Genomic DNA, 3,302 nt, shown 5'->3' with positions numbered 1-3,302 from the left:
GATCCATGTAAAGCGCCTGCTCAAGGAGATGCTGGAAGACAGGATCATCGGGAGGTCCGGGTTCGGAACCGTCCGGTCCCATTTCGATAGTCATGCGGGGACGCTCCCCAACATCTCGGAAATCGCGGCATCCAGCCCCGGCCCGAAATCGTGGATGTCGCGCAGTTCGGCAAAACCCCAGCGGCCATAGGTGCCCAGCCGGTTGACGGCGGGGATCCATTTGGTGCGCATCGTCTCGGCCTTGAGCATGGCGTCGTGGCCGCGGTAGCCCTTGACCTCGATCACCAGCGTGGTGGGTTCGGGGGCATCGAGGCGGATCAGGAAGTCGGGCCGGTAGGCGTGCGGCTCGCCCTCCATCAGGTAGGGCACGTCGAGGCCGAGGTTGTGGTTCTTGGCATAGGCGAGGACGGCGGGGTGATCCTCGATGCTGGTGGCCAGCTTGTCCTCCCAGTCGCTGTCGGTGATGATCCAGTTGAGGTGGGACCGGTCGGGGCGCGGCTGGTAGCGCGTGGCCTTGGAGGTGTTGAAGTTGACGCCAAGGGTGGAGCCGGTCGGATTGTAGGGGTCGAGCACGGCGCGCAGGATGCTGTCACCGCCGGGCTTGTCGATCAGCGCGCCGAAGATCAGGTCGCAGACCTCGTCGGCAATCTCGCGGTACAAAAGCTGGGCCGGCACCGTGCCGTTCATGCACTTCAGATGCCCTTCGGAGAGCCACTGGTTGACGATGCGCTTGGCGGCCGGGATCAGGTGCATGCGCGGGTGCTGGTGGGCGTCGCGGAGTTTCTCGAACACCATGTGCTTGGCGACGTGATAGGCGATGGTCGACTGGCGGGTTGAGCGCAGGTAATCGAGCGTCAGCTTTTCGCTTGCGCCGACGATGCCCTGCATCGTGACCTCGGCCGCCGATGTCTTTTCGGGGGTCAGGACGTAGCGTTCCATACCCGAGAAATCGACGTCGAGACGGTCGGAGGGCAGATCGGCCACGTAGCCGAGGACGCGAGGGAAGGTGATTTCCAGGTGATCGCGTTCAGGCGAGACGGCCCGGACATTGATGACGTCCCGCGGCGTTTGCGGCGGGGCGATCCGGGGCTGGGCCGAGAAGTTGAGACCGTCGATGCCCATGATGTCGGCATATTCGGTGCGAAAGAGGCCGGTGTCCGGGTCGGCGTCATAGGACAGACGGCGTAGCGCGCGCCCGATCACCTGCTCGCAGATCAGTTGGGTGCCGAACGCGCGCAGGCCGAGGATGTGGGTGACGTTGTTGGCGTCCCATCCTTCGGTGAGCATCGACACCGAGACCACGCAGCGCACCTGCTCGCCCAGACGACCCTTCTTGCCGACGGTGTTCATGACCTCGCGCAGGATGTCGGCGTCGGTCAGGTCTTCGGACCCGCCACCGCGCTCGGCTTGTTCGCGACGAAAGGCTTCGATTTCCTCGGCATGGGCGTCGCGGAATGCCTTGTCCACGTCGCCGCCCGCTTCGAGCGTGGCGCTGTCGATGAGGACCGTGCGCGGCTTTGGAAGCCGGTCGCCATCGGAGGAGAAATTGGCGAAGAGATCGCATTTTCCCTTGATGGTCTCGATCGTGCCATCCGCATTCTCCCGCTCGTAGCCGGCGATGTAGTCGCGCAAAAGTTCGGAATTTGTCGTGTTGTTGCAGACCAGGATGAAGACCGGGGGAATGCCGACGTCTTCCGCCTCCCACAGTTTGAAGGTCTTCTCGTAATGCCCGTAAAGCGCGTCGATCGCGGTTTTCAGAGGAATGGGCAGGCTTTGCGGATCCGGTTTCGCACCGCGGGACTTCTTGGGCATCTTCTTACCGATGGCATCCCAAAGCTTGCGATAGAGCGGTTCCGGCTGCCCGGGCATGTTGTCGGCAACAGGCACGCGCGGGAGTTTCACGATCCCGCATTCGATTGCGTCCATCAGCGAGAAGTCAGAAATCACCCAAGGAAACAGGGTACCCTCCACCCAACCCGAACCGGACAGGAAAAAAGGCGTTGCCGACAGGTCATAGACGGTGTGGATGCCGATCTTGCGCTTGGCCGCCTCGATACCCGAGATCCAGAGGCGCGCAGCCTCTGCGTTGTCGTCGGCTTCCTTCTTTTCTTCTCCGGTCAGCTTCGGTGTCACGCTCCCGGGACGCTCTCGGTAGCAATGATGCGCTTCGTCATTGATGACGTTGATCCGGCCCAACCCCATGAGCTCCGGCATGACCCGTTGGAGCATCTGTCCCTCAGACTCGATTGTGGTCAGCGCCTCTCCGTGGCCTTCAAGGGCGGACCGGGTGCCCTTGGCAAGTTGAATGCGCTCTCTGAGCTTGAATGCATGATAGTTGGTCAGGACAATCTTGGCACGCTGCATGTCCTGCATCAGGTCGCCCGGCACCAGATTGAGCTTTTGGTAGTAGCTATCGGCGTCGTTCGGCAGGAGCACGCGAAGCCTGTCCCTGATCGTAATCCCTGGCGTCACGATCAGGAAACCACGCGAGAACATCTTTGAATTGGGGCTGCGCACCGAATTCAACGTCTGCCATGCGATCAGCATGGCCATCACGGTGGTCTTCCCTGCCCCGGTCGCGAGCTTCATCGCAACCCGAAACAGATCAGGATTGGCCTCGGTATTCGCGGCCTCCAGCCTACGCCGGACGCGCTTGCCCCGATCACCCATTTTGGGCGCCACTTCGGTCATCCAGATCGCGGTCTCGACGGCCTCAAGCTGGCAGAAAAACGGACGGATGGCCTGCGTCTCATCCTTCTGGATGGCACGCCAATGTTGGATCAGACGCTGCGTGATCGGAGAAACCTGCCAGTCGTTCGGGTTCGGCAACTGTCGCCACGCGTCCACCTGAGACCGCATCTCGTTAACGAACTCTGTTACGTTATAGGCCATATCCCGACCTTCGAGACCTACGGCGCTAAGTTCGAGTTCAGATTGCTTGCCACCTTTCACGCTCTTCGGTTTCGGCATTGCCGAAATGAGGTCGGACCGTCGCCTTTTGGAAACTATCGTATCGGTTGGCCGCCCTTCGTTATCCAACTCCCAATGTTTTTCGGGAGCGAGATAAGGAGTGTTCAGGATTGGCTGCTCAAAAAACGACATTTCTCTGCCTCTTTATTGGTTGCCACCACTCAAGCAGACACCTGTCTGTGAGGCAATCCGTAGCAGATGGAATTCATGAATGGGACTGCACCCGGCGTGGACGGAACGTGTCAACGACTTTGAGACAGCGGCTCTTGGACTTTAAGCTTGATTTCCTTCGGTTGGCTTTGGTGGGTTGATCCAGACGGCTGTCGGGATTT

At 60.5% G+C, this 3,302-nt stretch carries 1 protein-coding gene; it reads right to left on the bottom strand.

Going from position 1 to position 3,302, the window contains the following annotated elements; all coding sequences use genetic code 11:
- Positions 1-90: 90 nt before the first annotated feature.
- A complete protein-coding gene (locus ACESL9_RS17575) occupies positions 91-3,102 on the bottom strand; it encodes a BPTD_3080 family restriction endonuclease (RefSeq protein ID WP_372675375.1) in 3,012 nt (1,003 codons plus the stop codon).
- Positions 3,103-3,302 lie beyond the last annotated feature (200 nt).

Origin of the sequence: Aquicoccus sp. (assembly GCF_041686535.1) — a bacterium.
In the GTDB taxonomy this organism is placed as follows: Bacteria; Pseudomonadota; Alphaproteobacteria; order Rhodobacterales; family Rhodobacteraceae; genus Aquicoccus.
The sequence above is the reverse complement of the archived record's forward strand: the minus strand, read 5'-3'. Positions and strand labels throughout refer to the sequence as shown.